The organism is Gordonia sp. VNK1 (assembly GCF_040049135.1).
Taxonomy (GTDB): Bacteria; Actinomycetota; Actinomycetes; order Mycobacteriales; family Mycobacteriaceae; genus Gordonia; species Gordonia oleivorans.
In genome coordinates, this window is record NZ_JBDZDJ010000001.1 from 418,410 (window position 1) to 436,338 (window position 17,929).

Sequence of the window (17,929 nt, forward strand, 5' to 3'; positions counted from 1 at the left end):
CGGTGCTGGTTCCGTCCCACCGGCCGTGCCCGCCCGCCGGTCGAGGTGTGAGGAGCGCTAGCGACGAGCCTCGAGACCTGGTGTGGTGCAGCTGGTTCCGTCCCAAGGGCGGTGCTCACCCGCCGGTCGAGGCGCGAGGAGCGCTAGCGACGAGCCTCGAGACCTCTTATGGTGCAGCTGGTTCCGTCCCACCCGTCGTCCCAACCCGCCGGTCGAGGCGCGAGGAGCGCTAGCGACGAGCCTCGAGATCCGTTGCACCGGTGCTGGTTCCGTCCCACCGGCCGTTGCCGCCCGCCGGTCGAGGCGCGAGGGGCTAGCGACGAGCCTCGAGACCTGGTGTGGTGCAGCTGGTTCCGTTCCAAGGGCGGTGCCCACCCGCCGGTCGAGGTGTGAGGAGCGCTAGCGACGAGCCTCGAGACCCGTTGTGGTGCAGCTGGTTCCGTCCCAGCATCGTCCTGCGGTGGTCTCGACACGGGCACTCGTTTCGACGGGGCTCAACGCAAGGCTAGCGCTCGCACCCGTCTCGACCGACGGGGTGGCTGCGCCCGGCGCGAACGACGGGGTGGCTGCGCCCGGCGCGAACGGCGGGGTGGCTGCGCCCGGCGCGAACGGCGGGGTGGCTGCGCCCGGCGCGAACGACGGGGTGGCTGCACCCGGCGCGAACGGCGGGGTGGCTGCGCCCGGCGCGATCGGCGGGGTGGCTGCGCCCGGCTCGACCCGGCGCGACCGGCGGGGTGGCTGCACCCGGCTCGACCGACGGGGTGGCCGCACCCGGCCCGACCAGCGGGCGGGAGGCACGTACCCAACTCGACTGGCGGGATGGCTGGACTCACAACTCCGGCGCGACCCGCAGGCCGGGCATGACGAACCGGTCGATCTGGCGCCGCACCGATACGGGGTCGTCGGCGTCGACGGTGGCGCCGGGGGCGGTGCCGATGCTGATCAGGATGCGGGCGACCCATTCGGAGACCTCGTCGGGATCGTGGGCGGCGTGCACCTCTCCTCGTTCGATGGCGGCCTCCACGAACGGTTTCCAGAACAGGGCGAGGTCGGGAACGAGGGCGGTCACACCCGCTCCGGCGCAGGCGGCGAACTCGTCCGGCTCGTCGGTGCGCAGGCGCAGCAGCAGTGTCCCCGGGTCGTCGTAGGCGCCGCGCCCGATGCGGACCCCGGCGGTGAGTTGTTCGGCGAAGGTGCCCAGTTCGTCGAGTTCGGATCGTGCGTCGGTCCAGAATGATTCGGTGAGCCGGACGATCGCGGCGCCCACCATCGCCTGCTTGTCCGGAAAGTGGCGGTACAGCCACGCCCGTGACACTCCGGCAAGGTCGGCGACCTGCTGCACCGTTGTCGCCCGGATTCCGCGTTCGGCGAGCAGTTTCTCTGTCGCGTCGAGAAGTCGATCGGTGACGGAGGTCGTCGGGGCGGGGGTCATGCACCCGACTTTAGGGCATGCCCCAGTAGACAGTTCTGTGAAACTGTGTACTTCACCCACTCCGGTGCGGTAGACAGATCTGAAGATCTGTCAACAACCCTAGGGGGTCCCATGCGCGTTGCCACCCCGCGCACTGCCATCATCGGCGCCGGAATCAGCGGACTGACCGCTGGAAAGATGCTGTCGGACTACGGCGTCGACTACACCTGCTTCGAATCATCCGATCGGATCGGCGGGAACTGGGCATTCGGTAATCCCAACGGTCACTCTAGTGCCTACCGATCGCTGCACATCGACACGTCCAAACATCAACTCTCCTTCCGGGATTTCCCGATGCCCGCGGACTATCCGGACTTCCCACACCACACCCAGATCAAGCGGTACCTCGATGACTACGCCGACGCATTCGGATTGCTCGACAACATCGAATTCGAGAACGGGATCACCCACGCGCAGCGGCTCGACGGAGGTGGGTGGGAACTCCAGACGCAGAGCGGGACGACCCGCCGATTCGATCTGCTCGTCGTGGCGAACGGTCACCACTGGGATCCGCGCTACCCCGACTTCCCCGGCGAGTTCGCCGGGACCACCATGCACGCCCATCACTACATCGATCCGCGGACCCCGCATGACTTCTCCGGCAAGCGGATTCTGGTCGTCGGCCTGGGTAACAGCGCCGCCGACATCGCGGTGGAGTTGTCGTCGAAGGCGCTGGACAACGAGTTGACCTTGTCCACGCGTTCGGGTGCATGGATCGTACCCAAGTACTTTGCCGGGCAGCCGGCGGACAAGTACTACCACATGAGTCCGCACATCCCGTCGTCGTGGCAACGCAAGTTCATGCAGGTGATGCAGCCACTGACCGCCGGGCGTCCCGAGGACTACGGCTTGCCGACGCCGAACCACAAGTTCTTCGAGGCGCATCCCACACAGTCGGTCGAGCTGCCGCTCCGACTCGGTTCCGGCGACATCACCGCCAAGCCCAATATCGATCGATTCGACGGCGACACAGTGTATTTCGAGGACGGGTCATCGGGCGACTTCGACATCATCATCTATGCCACCGGATACAACATCACCTTTCCGTTCTTCGATCGGGACTTCCTGAGCGCCCCGGACAACCGCATCGACCTGTACAAGCGAATGTTCGCCCCGGGAATCGACGATGCGGTCTTCATCGGCTTCGCTCAGGCCACACCGACGCTGTTTCCGTTCGTGGAGTGTCAGACCCGACTGCTCGGGGCGTACGCGGTCGGGCAGTACCGCCTGCCACCCGAGGACGAGATGCGGCGGGTGATCGACGACGACACGCGCTTCTACACCGGCCACATGCTCGACCGGCCGCGACACACACAGCAACTCGACCACTACCTGTACGAACACAACATGAGGACCAAGGAGATCCCGCAGGGTCGGGAGCGTGCACAACGCCGCGGACCCCAGCACTGGGCGAACGTGGCCGAGAGCGTCACCCGCGACGACGTCCTACAGGAGGCACGATGACGACGATCGACACCCGCCGCGACGTCGATTTCCTTTCGGACGGAACACGATGTGCCGCATGGTTCTTCCCGGCGTCGGAGACTTCGCCGTTCCGCACCGACTCAGGTGTTCCGGTGGTCGTGATGGCCCACGGATTCTGTGGCACCAAGGATTCCGGGCTCGAACCGTACGCCCGGGCGTTGGCCGATGCCGGCCTCGCTGTCTTCGCCTTCGACTACCGGCACTTCGGTCTGTCGGAAGGTCAACCACGCCAACGGGTGTCGATGTCCGGGCAGGTCGCCGACTATCACGCCGCGATCGACGCGGCCGCCACCCAGCCTGGGGTCGACGGCGGACGGGTGGTGCTCTGGGGACTGTCGCAATCCGGCGGACACGTCCTCATCGTCGCCGCCGAACGCGCCCGTCGCGGCGATGACGATGTCGCAGCCGTGATCTCGATGGTGCCGATGGTCAGTGGCGTCGCGGCCGGTGCTCACCACTACCCGCAGGTGGGTGCGGCGTCGATGCTGCGATCCACCGGAGTCGGGATCGCAAGTGCGTTGGGCGCCAAACTCGGTCGTGATCCGGTGATGATGCCGGTGGTCGGCAGGCCGGGGGAGCGGGCCGCACTCACTTCCGGCGGCTACCTCGAGGACTACCAGAGGATCGCCGGACCGTCGTGGCGTAACGAGGTCGACGCCTCCATCGGACTGGAACTCGGCAACTACCGCGCCGACAAGCACGCCGCCGACGTCGCGGCTCCGGTGCTGATGCAGATCGCCGACTTCGACCGTGGCGCACCACCATACGCGGCGGCCAAGGCGGGATTCGCCGCGCGCGCCGAGGTCCGTCACTATCCCTGCGATCATTTCGGTATCTTCGCCGAAGTGGACGACTCCTGGTTCGACGCTGCGGTGACACACCAGATCGGCTTCCTGGAAAGGCATCTCGGATGAGGGCGGCACTGGTCATCGGCGGGGCGTCGGGGATCGGGCGGGCCGCCGCGACGCGCCTGCACGAGGCGGGACATCGGGTGATCGTCGCCGACATCAACGGCGACGCCGCGCAGCTCGCCGCGGAGGAACTCGGCGGCGAGAGCGCCGCCATCCGCCTCGACGTCACCGACGAAGACTCTGTCGCAGCGGGTTTCGAGGGCGTCGGCGATCTCGCCGTGGTGGTGAACTGCGCCGGCCTGTCCATGCCCGGCGCACTCGTCGATCTGGAACTCGACCACTGGCGGACCACCGTCGACGTCTGCCTCACCGGAACCTTCCTGGTGCTCAAACACGCCGGTCGGCACGTCGTCGGCGGCGGCTCGATCATCTGCGTCGCCTCGCTCAACGGCCGCCAACCCGGCGCGGGAATGGGTGCCTACTGCGCGGCGAAGGCCGGGGTCCTGATGCTCGTCGAGGTGGCCGCGCTGGAGTTGGCCGAACGCGGGGTGCGCGTCAACGCCGTTTCCCCGGGGCTGGTGGACACTCCGCTCACCGCCGGAATCGCCTACGTGCCCGGCCTCACCGAGGAGTATCTGGACAACACGCCGCTCGGGCGGGCGGGCACCCCCGACGACATCGCGCAGACCATCGCCTTCCTCGCCTCCGACGCGTCGACGTGGATGACCGGCGCTGCCATCGATCTCAACGGCGGCGCGCACCTCCAGCGCTACCCGGACGTACTCGGCAAGGTGCGGGCGCTGGCGGAAGGTTGACCGAGACCTGCGAGTCCGGCCCGCCGCCGGTCGAGTAGGTCCGAGGGACGAGGGCCGTATCGAGGCCACCTCGGTGAAGCGGGCAGCCCTGCCTCACCGGGACATCCGGGCCACGCTGTCGCGTCAGAGTGCCCTTCTATCCGCGGGGCAGGGGCTCCCCGACGACACCGGAGTCCCGACGCAGCACGCGTAGTGATCCCTCCACCCGCACGTCGGTGAACTGTCCGGTCGCCAAGGCCTGGCAATAGATCTCGTACGGGGGCCGGCCGCCGTCGGCGGGATCGGGGAACACGTCGTGGATCAGCAGGGCCCCACCGACGCGCACCCAGGGTGCCCAGCCGTCGAGGTCGTTCTGTGCGGCCTCCATCGAGTGGCCGCCGTCGATGAAGACGAAGTCGACGGGTTTGCCCCACGCCTGGGCGGCGACGGTCGACGGCGCGAGCATACCGATCACGGTCTGCTCGAGGCCCGCGTCGAACATCGTCCGGCGAAAGCGTGCGGAGGTGTCCAGGGTGCCCGCATGCGGGTCGACGAGCGACTCGTCGTGATACTCCCAGCCCGGCTGGTGCTCCTCGGATCCGCGGTGGTGATCGACGGTGACGATGACCGCGCCGGCGGCTTCGGCGGCCGAACCCAGGAACACCGTCGACTTACCGCAATAGGTGCCGATCTCCACGCCCACCTTCGTCGAATCAGGCTGTGCCAGATACTCTCCAGCGATCTCGAACAACGTCTGGGCCTCGTCGAGCGGCATGAAGCCGGGGGCCTCGTCGGCCACCCGGATGCGATCGGGCGAGGGGGCGGAAATCGGCTGCGGGGCCGACGGTGCGGTCATGGCACCGATCGTAACCGTTCCCTACCGAGCGATTGTTCTCCCCGCGTAGTGTGGCTGCCATGAAAGCTCAGGTACTCACCGCAGAGAACGGCCCGTCAGCTCTCGAACTCACCGACGTCGCCGACCCGACGCCCGCCGATGGCCAGGTGCTCGTCGACATCAAATCGTGCGGGATCTGCTTCCCCGACCTGCTGATGAGCCAGGGCAAGTACCAGCTGCGCGTACCCACCCCGTTTGCCCCGGGCACCGAGGTCGCCGGCGTGGTGCGCAGTGCGCCCGAGGGGTCGTCGGTGAAGGCCGGTGACAAGGTCCTCGTCGCGTCCATCGTGGGAGGGTTCGCCGAACAACTCGTCGCCGCACCCGAGCAACTCCTGCCGCTGCCCGAGGGCCTGAGCTTCGACCAGGGTGCCGCGATGGGCATCAACTACCAGACCGCGCTCTTCGCGCTGAAGGTCCGCGCGCAGACCGCGCCCGGCGAGGTGGTGGGCGTGCTCGGTGCCGCGGGCGGTGTCGGCACCGCGTCGATCATGGTGGCAAAGGCCATGGGCGCCAAGGTGATCGCCATCGTGCACCGCAAGGGTGCCGAGGAGTTGCTGGCCGGCGCCGGCGCCGACGAGATCGTGCAACTCGAGGAGGGCTGGGGTGCCAAGCTCAAGGAGATCGCACCCGAGGGCGTCGACGTGATGATCGATCCGTCCGGCGGCGACGTCTTCGACGAGGCGCTGCGCCAGGTCGCCCCCGACGGCCGGTACGTGGTGGTCGGGTTCGCCGCCGGCGGCATCCCCACCGTCAAACTCAATCGCGTCCTCTTCCGCAACATCGCCGTCGTCGGCGCGGCGTGGGGTGAGTACGTCCGCACCCATCCCGGCGTCCCGGAATTGCTGCACGACGAGCTCACCGAGATGATCGCGGCGGGTCTGAGTCCGCAGGTCAACACCACCTACACCCTCGATCAACTCCCCGAGGCGTTGACGGATCTGGCGCAGGGGCGGATCCTGGGGAAAGCGGTCGTCCACATCGCCGACTGAGCCCGCTCTCCTTGCTGGTCGAGTAGTCGACGAGCGAAGCGAGGAGACGCTTCCCGTTGGTCGAGTAGTCGACGAGCGAAGCGAGGAGACGTATCGAGACCCCCCGAGGAGTGCCCCATGTGCCGCAACATCACCGAACTGCGCGGGCTGGAACCACCGGCCACCCACGACGAAATCGAGGCGGCCGCGCGTCAGTACGTGCGTAAGGTCAGCGGCATCCGGGCGCCCTCGGCGGCGAATGCGGAGATCTTCGAGGCGACGGTGACCGCCGTCGCCGCGGCCACCCGGGAACTGCTCGCCGAACTACCGCAGCGGCGTCAGCCGCCGAAGACGGTGCCGCCGCTGCGCCGTCCGGAGGTGCAGGCGCGGATCGCAGCGCGGGGTTGACGCGCGTCGACGACGAACCGATGTCGGGTGCGGACTACGGAGCCGAGTCGACTGGCAGGCAACTGCTGATCAGGCGTTCGGCCATCATGTCGTCCAACAGCGTGTCGATCGGTAGCGGCGACTGCAATAGCACCGTTTCCCCGAACGACCAGGCCTTCGCCTGCGGATCTGAGATCTCGAACATGAACACGGTGTTGATGCCGTTATTGGCGGCCACGACCATCTTTGGTGGCGGGGGCACCTCTGACAGGCCGACGGGTCTCCCGTCCTCCAGGTAGGCCTCCACCGAGACAGCGTTGTCGAGAATCGCGTTGTCCTGGGCGTAGATGTCCAGCGTCTGAAGGTACGCCGATGGGACGGGCCCACAGTCCAGTTGGGGATAGACGACGAGCCCGTCGTGCACGTCGGCGGCGAGTCCGCGGAGCCGCGCGGCGACGGTCGGCCAGAACGTCGGAGCCCCGACCGCGGACGGGTTCGGCGGGAACCCCAGCAGGGCCAGTGGACGTCCATCGTCCTTGGCGCGCGTCAGGTAGAAAAGCCCGACCCCGGTCCGAGGTGGGTTCCGCGTGAGCGTGAAACGGGCGACCCTGACATCCGTCACGAGCTCTGTCATCGCGGTCGCAGTATCGGGGAAGTGATCCCGGAGGGCATCCGCGGCGCGTCGTACCCCGGCGCGTCCCGAGCTTGCCAGGTCGAACCAGTGGTCAGGGACAGACTCGCCCGGCCGCAGCTCGCCCATGTGCTGCAGGTACTCCAAGGTGCGTTCTCTGCTATGGGTGACCGTCTGAAACGATTGCGGCACATCGTCATATGTCAGGCTGCTGGGAAATGGGTACGGCTTATCCCACCACACATCCCGTCGGTACATACTCGGCACTCGTCGCCGTAGCCGGTCCATGGTGGAGCATTGAGATGGTGTGAGAGTGGCCATGTCGTCGCTGGAGGAAGGTGACACGGGCTCAGGGTAGCCGAACCCCGTCGTCAAGAACTGCGGCGCGCGGCTGACGCGCGTCGACGCTCAGGCGCCGATCCCGAACACCTCCGCAGCGTTCTCGTAGAGCACCCCGCGCACCCAGTCGTCGCCGAGGTCGAGTCGGATGACGGCCTCGAGGGCGTGGGTGTAGGTGTAGGGAATGTTCGGGAAGTCGCTGCCGAACAATATCTTTGAGCCGATGTCACGCAGCCGGGGGCGCAGTTCCGGCGGGTACGGTGCATCCTTCTCGGAGAAGTCGGTGAACGACATGGTGGTGTCGAGCCGAACGTTCTCGTAGTGCTCTGCCAGGTGCAGGAATTCGGTGTACTCCGGTGTCCCCATATGGGCGACGATCAGCGGCAACGATGGAAAGCGCTTCAGCAGAGCGGCAATGGGTTCCGGACCGGTGAATCGTCCTGGTGCCGGACCACTTCCGCAGTGGATGATCACCGGCACCTGAGAATCGGCCAGCTGCGACCACACGCCGTCGAGCAGCGGATTCAGGGCGGAGAAATCCCCGACCTGGATGTGGCACTTGAACACTCGTGCGCCCGCGGCGATCGCCTTCGAGACGTATCCGGTGGCCGACTCCTCGGGATAGAACGTCGCGGTGTGCAGGCAGTCGGGGTGATGGGCGGCGAAGTCGGCGGCCCACCCGTTGAGCCACTCCGCCATATTCGGTTTGTGCGGGTACACCAGCGACGAGTACGCACGCACCCCGAACGACTGCAGCGTCGCCACCCGTACGTCCTCGTCGGCGCAGTAGGTGATCGGCCACTCACGGCCGATGAGCGGCCCGGCGGAGTCGAAGTAGGCCCAGACCTTGTCCATCACCGATCGCGGCATGAAGTGGGTGTGGACGTCGATCAGGCCGGGCAGGTCCAATCCCTGCCAGACCGCGCGTATCTGTTCGACCTCGGAGTCGCTGAACGGTGCCGGCTGATCGGGGATCGGCCGATCGGGGTGAACGTCGCTGCCCATGTGTCGACGCTACCGCGCGTCGATTCAGGGTCGAATCAGAACCTTGCGTTCCTTGTTGGGTGCACTGAGCGTCGCAAAGATCTCGGTGAGGTCGTCGAGTCCCGCGGTGCGACTGACGAACAACCCCGGATCGATCGAACCGTTCATGACCGACGTTGCGGCCGTGACGAATTCGTCCTTGGTGTAGTAGGAGACGAAGTGCATCGACACCTCTTTGACCACCGCCGCGACCGGCATGAACTCGTCCGGCGTCAGGCACACCCCGGCGACGACGATCCGCCCGCCGGGTGCGACGCATTCCAGTGCGGTGGCAACGATGCCGGGCTTGCCGACACACTCGATCACCACGTCGAAGGGTTCGGACGCCGACACCGCGTCGGGAGTGGTGGTCGACGTGGCACCGAGGTCGGTGGCGGCGACGAGGCGTTCGGGTACCGGGTCGCTGCAGACGATCTCGCCGGCAGACGACCGCGACAACCACGCCAACGCGGCCAAACCCACCGGCCCCGCGCCGGTCACCAACACCCGATCGCCCGGCGCGATGGATGCGCGGGTCACCGCATGCAAGCCGACCGCCAGCGGCTCGGTGAGCGCTGCATCGCCCAGGCCTGCATCATTGCCCGTCACCTCGCGCGCCCCGGGCAGCCGATCCAGTCGGACGCTTTCGGCTGCCCCGACCAGCACGAACTCCGCCAATGACCCGGCGAGGACACCCAGACCGAGGGTTCGCGCCGCCGGGCACCGTGCGACGTCTCCGACGAGGCAGGCGCGGCACGCGCGACAACCGATCACCGGCATCGACGCCACCGGAGCACCCAGCCAATCGGTCAGCCCCGGTCCGGTGGCCACCACCTCGCCCGCGAACTCGTGACCCATGATCCTGCCGTCGGGGAGAAACGGCGCCGTCGAGAGATCCGATCCGCAGATGCCGGTCGCGGCGACCCTGAGCACCAGTTCGCCGTCACCCGGTTCCGGGTCGGCCACGTCATCGACCCGGAAGGTTCCGTTGGAGATCACCGCGGCGCGCATCGTTCAGCTCTCCTTGTCCACGAGGCTCTCGTCGACGTACTTGTCGGCCCTCCGCGGCATCTGCCCCGACCAGTCCTTCGGTGCGATGAACACACCCTCGGCCTCCACGGTCACGCCGTCGGCGTCGGAGAGGGTGCCGCGGACGATCTTCTTGCGGCCGTCTCGGGCGACGATGGACGCGCGTGCGGTCAGTGTGCCGAGGGGAGTGGGGCGCAGGTAGCGCACTGTGATGGTGCCGGTGTAGCAGGGCACGTTGTCGAGGCTGGCGCCCTCGCCGAGTACGTGATCGAGGATCATCGCGCACACACCGCCGTGGACGTGATGGTCCGGGCCCTCGTAGGCCGCGCCGAGGGTGAACTCCGCGGACACCTCGTTGTCGTGAAACCGGGTGCGCAGCGGTGGCGCTATCGCGTTGCGGACGCCGATGACGGCGTTACCCCACGGCATTCCGATGAAGTCGGGGGTGTAGCGCACGCCGTATGGGCCGTCGATCTGTTCGGCCCGCAACATCGCCACGACCTCGTCGATCCGTCGACGCGCCTCGCCGATCACCTCGTCGGGGACCTCGGTGCGGATGGCGGCATCGATGAGTTCGCGGACCGATTCGGTCAACGGCTCATAGACGCCGCGGCGGCGGGCGATCTCGGCATCGGAGATGTCCTCGAGGGTGAACTGCATGGGGCCGCTCCCGGAGGTGTGCGAGTGGGACGAACTGGCGAGATCGTCTAGAACGTGTTCCAATTTACATCTAGAACCTGTTCTAGTTCTGGGAAATGCGAGGAGGCGACCATGGAGTGGGACGAGACCTGGGTGCGCCAGGCGATGCCCCTGCTGTCGCTGATCTCCAAGGGATACTTCCGGTCCGACGTCCAGGGGATGGAGAAGGTACCCGACGGTGGGGCGCTGCTGATCTCCAATCATTCGGGCGGCCTGCTGGCGTTCGACGTGCCGTTGATCGCGGTGGCCTTCGCCGATCACTTCGGGCCCGCGCGGCCGCTCTACACCCTCGCCCACGACATCCTGTTCCAGGTCGGTGGCGGTGCGCTGCTGAGCAAGTTCGGCTTCCTGCGGGCCCATCCGCGCAACGCGGTCGCAGCACTGGAATCGGGTGCCGCGACGCTGGTCTTCCCCGGTGGTGATTGGGATGTGATGCGACCGAGTCGCGACGACGCCAGGATCGACTTCGGCGGCCGCACCGGCTACATCCGGACCGCTCTGGAGGCCGACGTGCCGATCGTCCCGATCGTCACCATCGGTGCGCAGGAGACCCAGTGGTTCCTCACCCGGGGCGAAGGTCTCGCCAAACTGCTACGCCTCGACAAGCTGTTGCGTATCAAGGGCACGCCGCTGTCGCTCGGCTTTCCCTTCGGGCTCACCGCGGGACTACCGGCGAACATCCCGCTGCCGTCCAAGATGACCACACGCGTGCTGGACCCCATCGACATCCGTGCCGAGTTCGGGACCGACCCCGACATCGCCGAGGTCGACCAGATGATCCGCAAGCACATGCAACACGCCCTCGACGACCTTGCCCGCAAGCGCCGACTCCCCGTGCTCGGCTGAATCTTCTTGGATACCACCATGATCGCGATCCTCGACCGTCTCCGTTCCCTCGTCTGGCTGACCGGAGTCCTGTTGCGCAGCGGGTTCCTGAGCCTGGCCCGCCCCGACCGCTACGTCCGGATGGGCCTGAACCTGCGGAGGCACGGCGGTCCGTCGCCGGTCAGCGGCATCGGGCTGGCCGCTGCCCGCACCCCGGACCGGGTTGCCATCATCGACGAGGCGGGCTCACTCACCTGGGGCCAACTCGACCGACGCGCCGACGCACTGGCCGCCGGCTTGGGTGAGCTCATCGGGCCGCGTCGCCCCGATCGGCCTGCGCGGGTGGCCATCATGTGCCGCAACCACGCCGGTCTCGTCGAATCCCTGGCTGCCACATCGCGACTCGGCGCCGACGCCATTCTGCTCAACACGGGTTTCGCCGGCCCCCAGTTCGCCGAGGTCCTCGACCGCGAGGGCGCCGACCTGCTCATCGTCGACGACGAGTTCGGCGAGCTCGTCGGTTCCGCCGCGGCTCGACTGCCTCGGCTTCGCTGTCTGCGGGCGTGGGTCGACGACCCCGACAACTATCCGATGCCGCATGCCGTCGGCACCGTCGAATCGGTGATCGCCGATCACGCCGGGCAACGGGTGCCCACGCCGCCGCGCGCCGGCCGCGTCGTGCTGCTTACCTCGGGAACCACGGGCACTCCCAAGGGTGCTCGACGTGGCGGCAGCACCGATGTGGCTTCGCTTGCCGCGATCCTCGACCGCATCCCTTGGCGCGCAGGCGAACCCACCGTGATCGCCGCACCCATCTTCCATGCGTGGGGATTCGGGCAGGTCGCCATCGCGGCCACGCTGAGCGCCACCATGGTGATGCGCCGCCGCTTCGACCCGGAGGCCACCCTCGACCTCGTCGACCGTCACCGCGCCACCGGACTGGCCGTGGTGCCGGTGATGCTCGAACGGATCATGGACCTGCCCGACGAGGTGCTCGACCGGTACACCGGGTCCTCCTTGCGTTTCGTCACCGCCAGCGGGTCGCGCATGCGGTCGGATGCGTTGCTGGCCTTCATGAATCGTTTCGGCGACGTCGTCTACAACAGCTACAACGCCACCGAGGCCGGCCTGATCTCCACCGCCGTACCCGCCGACCTGCGCGCTGCACCCGACACCGCCGGACGGCCCCTGGTCGGCACCGACGTCCGCATCCTCGACGACGCCGACCACGAGGTGGCGCCCGGCGAGATCGGGCGCATCGTCGTCGCCGGTGCCTCGGCCTTCGACGGATACACCACCGACGACACCAAGGATTTCGCCGGCGCGCACATGGTGTCCGGCGACCTGGGCCGGATCGACGAGAACGGTCGACTGTTCGTGGTGGGACGTGACGACGAGATGATCGTCTCCGGCGGAGAGAACGTGTACCCGCTCGAGGTCGAGCAGGTCCTCGCCGAATGTCCGGGCGTCGGTGAGGTCGCGGTGGTCGGCGTCGACGACGAACGTTTCGGACAACGCCTGGCCGCCTATGTGGTCCGCCGCGGCGGTGGTCTCGTCAGTGCCGACGCGATGGTCACCGCCGACGATCTGCGGGCTCACGTGCGTGACCGTCTGGCCGGATTCAAGGTGCCGCGCGACGTGCATTTCATCTCCGAGTTGCCGCGCAATGCCACCGGGAAAGTGGTGAAACGGACTCTCGGCGAGATGGTTTCGGATTCCGCGGGCGAACGGAAGGTGGGTTGAGACGATGGAACGCTTCAGTGGGTCCGAACGCTTCAGTGGGCCCGACGCCCTGATGTTCAACATGGAGACTCCGACCACCCCGATGCACACGCTGAAGGTGGCGATCCTGGATACGCGACGTCGTGGTCGGCCGGTGACGCTGGGCGAACTGGTCGACGTCCTGCCCGACTACCTGGGCATGTTCCCGCGCGCCACCCAACGGGTGCAATGCGCACCGGGGCGTAAGGCCCGTCCGTTCTGGGTCGCCGACGAGGACTTCGATGTGGCCGACCACCTCGACGAGATCTCCCTCCCCGCCCCGGGTGGGCGGGCGCAGCTCGACGCGGCGCTGTCGGAACTCGCTGTGCACCAGCTGGATCGATCGCGTGCACTGTGGGCGCTGACCCTGGTGCACGGTCTCGCCGGAGGTCGTCAGGCGGTGGTCGTGCGGGTCCATCACGCGGTCGCCGACGGTCTGGCCGCCCTCAACACCCTGATGGCCGCGACGTCGGAGGAGGGTGGCGTCGTCGAGGTGGCCCCGGTGCGCCGTCCGCACACCCTGCCGAGCCGAGCCGACCTCACCCGCAGTGCACGTCGGGAATCGCGGAGTCTGCTGGCCGCGATACCGCGGGTCATGTCGACATTCGCGCGAGCGGCCCGGATCGCCTCGGATACCGATGCCGCCGAACATATTCCACGTCCCCTGACCGTGCGGCGGACCAGTTTCAACACGCCGTCGGGCGGTGAACGCGTCTGTGCGAGCGGTGGAATCCCGCTGGCCGACGTCCAACGTATCGCGGTTGCGCTGGGTACCACCGTCAACGGTGCCCTGCACGGCATCATCGCCGGCGCCATGCGGTCCGAATTGGCCGATCGCGGAGATGATCTGACGCACCGGTCGGTCACTGTGTTCGGGGTGTGCCGCGATCTCGCGTCGACACGGACCCGAGGGAATGAGATCGCCACTGCCGCAGCGTATATGCGCACCGACATCGCCGATCCGGTGGAACGGATCACCGCCACCGCCGAGAGTTGCGCCGCGGCGGTCGGTCGGCGTAAGAAGGTGGGCTTCGAGATGACCGACCGGATGTCGACGTACACCGGTCGCCTGGCACCGACCTTCCGTAACCTCGCCGCGCACCGGGCGCCTCGGATCATGAACACCATCACGACCGCGAACATGCCGGGACCGCGTCAGACCCGATGGGTCGGCGGCGTCGAGGTGATCGACTGGATCTCCTTCGCCCTCGCCATCGCACCCGCCGATGTCAACCTGACCACCTACAGTTACGCCGGCACGCTGTCGATGGGGCTGATCGCAACACCGGAGTCGATGCCCGATCCACACCGGTTCCTGCGACGCGTCGCCGAGTCCCTCGACGAGGTGCACGCGGCCCTGTCCGATCGCGGTCTGCTCGGCGGCGATCTGGTTCGGGGCGATCGTTGATCGATTGGTCCACGGGGGCTGCACGTCTCGGTCTCTTCGCCGGGGTGTTGCCCCGCGCGATCGCGAGCACCCGTCACGCCGGCCGCGGTGATGTCACCGCAGGGGTGCCACCAACGTCGGCCGGGGCGCGGGCCATCGGTGAGACGGCGCTGGACGAGTTCTTCATCGCCATCAACTCCGTGATCCGCGAGATCCCGTCCACGGAAACGATCGAGAGATACGTCGAGCGGTGTGCGGCGGTTGCGCCCGAACTGGCGGGGCTGGGTGTGGAAGGTATTCATCGGCGTCCGCGCGTTCCGCGGATCGCGTCGCAGACCCGGAAGATGTTCGGGACCACCCGTTTCGATCATGTCGACTATCTGGTCGACGGTTTCCTGCCGGCCTCGGTTGCCGACGTCGATCCCTATGCGGGAACCTACAGTTCGGCGCGGGTGCTCAGCCGGAGTCGGAGTGGTGGCCGGTGGCTGATCTGGGTGCACGGAGCCGCGCAGGGTCGATCCGATGATCTCTACGCCTTCCGGGCCGCACACCTGTACGGGCAACTCGGCTACGACGTCGCCTTTCCGGTTCTCCCTGCGCACGGTGCCCGCCGACGTCGTTCCGTCGCGTATCCGGGCCTGGATCCGTTGGTCAATGTGTTGCTCACGGTGCGCGCGGTCACCGAGATCCGTGCCCTGATCGAATGGATCTCGCAGTGGGATCCGAGTGAGATCGTGCTGTCCGGAACATCATTGGGCGGACCGATCGCCGCGCTGGTGGCCTCGCTGGAGCCCCGCGTGTCGGGTGTCATCGCCGTGGTGCCGATGCTCGACGTCCACGGCACCCTGGCCCATCACATGGAACGGGCCGGTCCCCGCGGCCGCGACCTGGCGGCCCTGATGCGTTCGGACCCGGTCACCGCCGTCACCTCCGTCATCGACCCGCTGTCGGTGGACCCGTACCCCACGCCCGATCGTCGCCTGGTGATCGCGGCCCTCAACGACCGCGTCACCTCACTGGGCGCAGCACGACGCCTCCACGCGCACTGGGGCGGAAAAGTGCACTGGTACCACGGAAGTCACGTCGGCCATGCCATGTCCCGAGACATCCACCGCGCCGTCGACAGCTTCCTGACCTGAGCTCGCGGGTATTCGAAGGTTCTCGGACAGGGCGTCACGGGGCGAGCTCGTCGCGTATCCGTCGGGCCGAGCTTGTCGAGGTCGAGACCACTCCCGCAACATATCCGCCGGGCCGAGCTTGTCGAGATCGAGACCACCTTCGCAACCCGGTTCCGGAAACCGACTGCAGCGCAGCCTGACTCCCGCCGGTCGAGGTGCGAGGAGCCCCTGGGCGACGAGCCTCGAGACCACGCAACACGGTCCTGGAACCCGATCGCAGCGCAGCACCACCCGACGGCAGTGACCTACCGCGGATAGGTGGTGATGGTCTCCCCGGTGACCGGATCGCGCCAGATGACCGCCCGATCGGCGAGCATGGTGGGGATCAACAAGCCCATGTGTTTTCGTTGGTGGTCCGGGGTGCACAGCGGCATCAGGTTGAATTCCACGGTCCAGCCACCGGTGATCGGATCCTGGTGCACGAATTTGACCAGGTGATCGATCTGGCAGTCACTGGCCGGTCGCCCGCAGTGCGGGTACCGGCAGGTGCCATCCAACTCGATGATCTTCTCCCGCAACCACGCCGGTATCCGATACGTCAACGCACCCGGCGGCGGGAGGAAATGTCCGCCGTGTCCGGTGGGGTCGATCGGTGCCGCGGGGAACGGATCGTCGAGGCGGCGCCATGCCGCCGGTATCCGGTCCAGTGAGGTGGTGGTGTTGATGCTGGGGATGTCGAGGGTGGGAAACTCGGTGACGGTCACCAACTGTCCTGAACTGATCAACGCTCTGGCATGAGCGTCGTCGACAACCCCGAAGTACTCCAGCCGGGCCTCCCGCTGCCCTGACGGGTCGGTGATCAACGACAGCGACAACTGCGAATCGGTGTCGGTGTCGGTGTCCGGTTGCGCCTCGACGGTATCCGTTGCCGCACAGTCGGCGTCGTCACAGTCAGCGTCGTCGGTGATCGTCTCGGGATCGTCGGTCACGTCGGCGTCCGACTGGGGATCGTCGGTCGTCTCGGGATCGGCGTCCCCATCGTCGGCGACATCGACAGACAGATCAGTCGCGTCGTCGTCGGGGTCGATGTCGAGGTCGGTGGGTTCTTCCGGCAGCGGGATCGCCCGGGAGCAGTCACCTCGACCGCACTCGCACGACAGGTACGCGCCGGGTAGTCCTTGGATTTCGGCGAATGCCGCGACCTGCACCTGACCTTGACGACGCGGATCACGTGGGCAGATCCGTTCACTGATCATTTTCGCGATCCGCGCGGCGAGGTGGGCTCCCATTTCTCCGGGGGCGTAGACGGAGATGCTGCAGTGCCCGTTGGTGTCCCGACGCACTCGCACGTTCTGGTCGCGTGCGGCGGCTTCTTCGCGTCGGTCGGCGGCACCGTCGGGATCCAGGGCGATCACCATCTCGACGACCTGATCCCGCAATGTCTTATCAGCCTGATTACGTTCGGCCAGTTGCAGCGCGCGGGTTTCGGCGAAGGCGCGGACGTCGTCGTCGGACAGGACGGCGATCTCGTTGGCGATGATGCGGATGCGTTCCAGGGAGTGGTCACCGTCGAGGAATGCGGCGGTCACGGTCGGGAGCGTTGACAGCAGGAAGCTGAGCGTCATCCACGATGTGGCCTGCGGCACCGATACTCCGAGGGTGGTGGATACCTTGCCGGTGACGGCTTTGTCGACGGCGCCGGTGGTGTGCACGTTGGATTGATGGCCCGAGAGCAGCATCTCGTCGTACACGGTGTGCCCGATCCGCGCCGCCGACAACACTTTCCGTGCGATCACCTGTCGTTCCTGGCGTTGCAGGGATCGGGCCAGAGCGGTCGCGGCCTCTACGGGGAGGTGATCGATCATGGCGGCGTCGGCGGCGGTCATCGACAACTCTGGTGCCTTGCTGCTGCCAATCATGTTGGTGGCCATGATGTTCACCTCCTCTGCTCGGTCGGATCAACTGAACTGAGTCAAGTGTAACGAGGGGGTACGACAACTTTGTTGGCGCAGAATCGGTTGGGGGTAGACCGGTTTCGCTGTCAATTCGCGGAAGTGGTCTCGACCCCGACGAGCTCGGCCCGGCGGATACGCGACGAGCTCGCTTCGCTCGCGCGGCGCACTCGACCAGCGAGGGTTGCCCACTGCTGGCCGAGTGGGGCGGAGCTTGCGGAGCCCCGTATCCGCCGGCCGAGCCTGTCGAGGTCGAGGCCACTGTGGTGAGTGGGAGCTGTTGCTTGGGTGGAGCTTTCGGCATGCGGAAGTGG

Annotated in this window: 16 protein-coding genes; 9 read left to right on the forward strand and 7 right to left on the reverse strand. The window is 67.2% G+C overall.

Annotated features, from left to right (window positions below; genetic code table 11):
- Positions 1 to 829: 829 nt before the first annotated feature.
- On the reverse strand, positions 830 to 1,432 hold the full coding sequence (locus tag ABLE94_RS01740) for a TetR/AcrR family transcriptional regulator (RefSeq protein WP_348806777.1): 603 nt from the start codon (positions 1,430 to 1,432) through the stop codon (positions 830 to 832).
- Positions 1,433 to 1,543: 111 nt separating this feature from the next.
- Here ABLE94_RS01740 and ABLE94_RS01745 point away from each other — a divergent pair, with 111 nt between their 5' ends.
- From ABLE94_RS01745 to ABLE94_RS01755, 3 genes are read left to right on the forward strand one after another with little or no spacing between them, the layout of a single operon-like run.
- The gene (locus ABLE94_RS01745) at positions 1,544 to 2,935 is read left to right on the forward strand and encodes a flavin-containing monooxygenase (RefSeq protein ID WP_348807870.1); all 1,392 of its coding nucleotides are present in this window, start codon (positions 1,544 to 1,546) and stop codon (positions 2,933 to 2,935) included.
- On the forward strand, positions 2,932 to 3,870 hold the full coding sequence (locus ABLE94_RS01750) for an alpha/beta hydrolase (RefSeq protein WP_348807871.1): 939 nt from the start codon (positions 2,932 to 2,934) through the stop codon (positions 3,868 to 3,870). Before ABLE94_RS01745 ends, ABLE94_RS01750 begins: the two co-directional genes overlap by 4 nt.
- Positions 3,867 to 4,622, forward strand: coding sequence for an SDR family NAD(P)-dependent oxidoreductase (locus ABLE94_RS01755; protein WP_348807872.1), 756 nt, complete (start codon positions 3,867 to 3,869; stop codon positions 4,620 to 4,622). The genes ABLE94_RS01750 and ABLE94_RS01755 overlap by 4 nt, the downstream gene beginning before the upstream one ends.
- Positions 4,623 to 4,758: 136 nt before the next feature.
- On the opposite strand, the gene ABLE94_RS01760 is transcribed toward ABLE94_RS01755, so the two are convergent.
- Positions 4,759 to 5,457, reverse strand: a complete 699-nt coding sequence (locus tag ABLE94_RS01760) for a class I SAM-dependent methyltransferase (RefSeq protein WP_348806781.1) — start codon at positions 5,455 to 5,457, stop codon at positions 4,759 to 4,761.
- A gap of 59 nt (positions 5,458 to 5,516) precedes the next feature.
- On the opposite strand from ABLE94_RS01760, the gene ABLE94_RS01765 reads away from it, so the two are divergent.
- Positions 5,517 to 6,485 carry an NADPH:quinone oxidoreductase family protein gene (locus ABLE94_RS01765; RefSeq protein WP_348807873.1) on the forward strand — a complete coding sequence of 323 codons (969 nt, stop codon included), beginning with the start codon at positions 5,517 to 5,519 and terminating at the stop codon, positions 6,483 to 6,485.
- A gap of 117 nt (positions 6,486 to 6,602) precedes the next feature.
- A complete protein-coding gene (locus tag ABLE94_RS01770) occupies positions 6,603 to 6,872 on the forward strand; it encodes a DUF2277 domain-containing protein (RefSeq protein WP_348806783.1) in 270 nt (89 codons plus the stop codon).
- Between the two features lie 34 nt (positions 6,873 to 6,906).
- On the opposite strand, the gene ABLE94_RS01775 is transcribed toward ABLE94_RS01770, so the two are convergent.
- From ABLE94_RS01775 to ABLE94_RS01790, 4 genes are all read right to left on the reverse strand, one after another.
- Positions 6,907 to 7,629, reverse strand: a complete 723-nt coding sequence (locus tag ABLE94_RS01775) for a hypothetical protein (RefSeq protein WP_348806784.1) — start codon at positions 7,627 to 7,629, stop codon at positions 6,907 to 6,909.
- Between the two features lie 261 nt (positions 7,630 to 7,890).
- Positions 7,891 to 8,826, reverse strand: a complete 936-nt coding sequence (locus ABLE94_RS01780; protein ID WP_348807874.1) for an amidohydrolase family protein — start codon at positions 8,824 to 8,826, stop codon at positions 7,891 to 7,893.
- 24 nt (positions 8,827 to 8,850) lie between these two features.
- Positions 8,851 to 9,855, reverse strand: a complete 1,005-nt coding sequence (locus tag ABLE94_RS01785) for an alcohol dehydrogenase catalytic domain-containing protein (RefSeq protein WP_348806786.1) — start codon at positions 9,853 to 9,855, stop codon at positions 8,851 to 8,853.
- Positions 9,856 to 9,858: 3 nt separating this feature from the next.
- Complete coding sequence (locus tag ABLE94_RS01790) at positions 9,859 to 10,533, reverse strand: PaaI family thioesterase (protein WP_348806787.1); 675 nt, start codon at positions 10,531 to 10,533, stop codon at positions 9,859 to 9,861.
- A 111-nt stretch (positions 10,534 to 10,644) separates the two neighbouring features.
- On the opposite strand from ABLE94_RS01790, the gene ABLE94_RS01795 reads away from it, so the two are divergent.
- Genes ABLE94_RS01795 through ABLE94_RS01810 form a run of 4 tightly spaced genes read left to right on the forward strand, consistent with a single transcriptional unit; the run spans position 10,645 to position 15,684 of the window.
- On the forward strand, positions 10,645 to 11,418 hold the full coding sequence (locus tag ABLE94_RS01795; RefSeq protein ID WP_348807875.1) for a lysophospholipid acyltransferase family protein: 774 nt from the start codon (positions 10,645 to 10,647) through the stop codon (positions 11,416 to 11,418).
- An 18-nt stretch (positions 11,419 to 11,436) separates the two neighbouring features.
- Positions 11,437 to 13,140, forward strand: a complete 1,704-nt coding sequence (locus ABLE94_RS01800) for an AMP-binding protein (protein WP_348806789.1) — start codon at positions 11,437 to 11,439, stop codon at positions 13,138 to 13,140.
- A gap of 4 nt (positions 13,141 to 13,144) precedes the next feature.
- Entirely contained in the window at positions 13,145 to 14,566 is a 1,422-nt protein-coding gene (locus ABLE94_RS01805; protein WP_348807876.1) for a wax ester/triacylglycerol synthase domain-containing protein, read from the forward strand.
- Positions 14,563 to 15,684, forward strand: coding sequence for an alpha/beta hydrolase family protein (locus ABLE94_RS01810; RefSeq protein ID WP_348806791.1), 1,122 nt, complete (start codon positions 14,563 to 14,565; stop codon positions 15,682 to 15,684). Before ABLE94_RS01805 ends, ABLE94_RS01810 begins: the two co-directional genes overlap by 4 nt.
- A 284-nt stretch (positions 15,685 to 15,968) precedes the next feature.
- Here ABLE94_RS01810 and ABLE94_RS01815 read toward each other — a convergent pair whose 3' ends face one another.
- Positions 15,969 to 17,594: an HNH endonuclease signature motif containing protein gene (locus ABLE94_RS01815; RefSeq protein WP_348807877.1), complete on the reverse strand. Its 1,626-nt coding sequence runs from the start codon at positions 17,592 to 17,594 to the stop codon at positions 15,969 to 15,971.
- Between the last annotated feature and the right edge of the window lie 335 nt (positions 17,595 to 17,929).